Source organism: Carboxylicivirga linearis (assembly GCF_018271995.1).
GTDB lineage: Bacteria > Bacteroidota > Bacteroidia > Bacteroidales > Marinilabiliaceae > Carboxylicivirga > Carboxylicivirga linearis.
This window is the reverse complement of the sequence record NZ_JAGUCO010000128.1, coordinates 1-620: the sequence shown is the minus strand read 5'-3', so window position 1 is coordinate 620 and position 620 is coordinate 1. Positions and strand designations below refer to the sequence as shown.

Here is a 620-nt window from a genome sequence, read left to right as displayed (position 1 = left end):
CCCATTTCATTCCTGGCATCGAGTTACATTTTAAAATCAGGTAGCTTATCAGGTTACAAGGCTTTTAAGAACATCGTAAAAGGTGGAACTAAAGGCAAAATTGTCGGCAATGCTCACCTTACCAATGATAAAAACGATTTTCCAAAGTATTTAGAGCCATCGGCAGGAAACGGACTTTTAACCATTGCTTTGCCTTATCACTATACCCATGTCAACGAGCTTGATGATATAAGACATGCCAACCTGAAAGAGCAACCTTTTGCAAAGGTCAGCTCTTGGGATGCGTTAAAGCCTCCGGCAGCTTATGACAGAACTTTTGACGGTATAGTTACGAATCCACCTTTCGGTTCACTTTCTCAACCTGAACTTTTTGGAAAGTTTAAAATCAAGCGGTTGGAACATGCAATGGCATTGAACGCTTTGCGTTGCATGAAGGATAATGGTAAAGCTGCCATTATCATTGGTGGTCATACCACTTGGGATGAACACAGTCGTGTTACCGCAGGAACTAACCGTATTTTCCTGAATTATCTCTACCACTTTTACAACGTTGAAGATATTATCCCGATTAACGGCAAAAAGCTTTACTCCAGACAAGGAACATCAATCAATACCCGATT

1 protein-coding gene is annotated in these 620 nt (G+C 40.8%); it reads left to right on the top strand.

Features of this window, described 5'->3' with window-relative positions:
- The coding region (locus tag KEM10_RS23985) for a DNA methyltransferase family protein (protein ID WP_212220999.1) at positions 1–620 on the top strand (620 nt) is incomplete at both ends.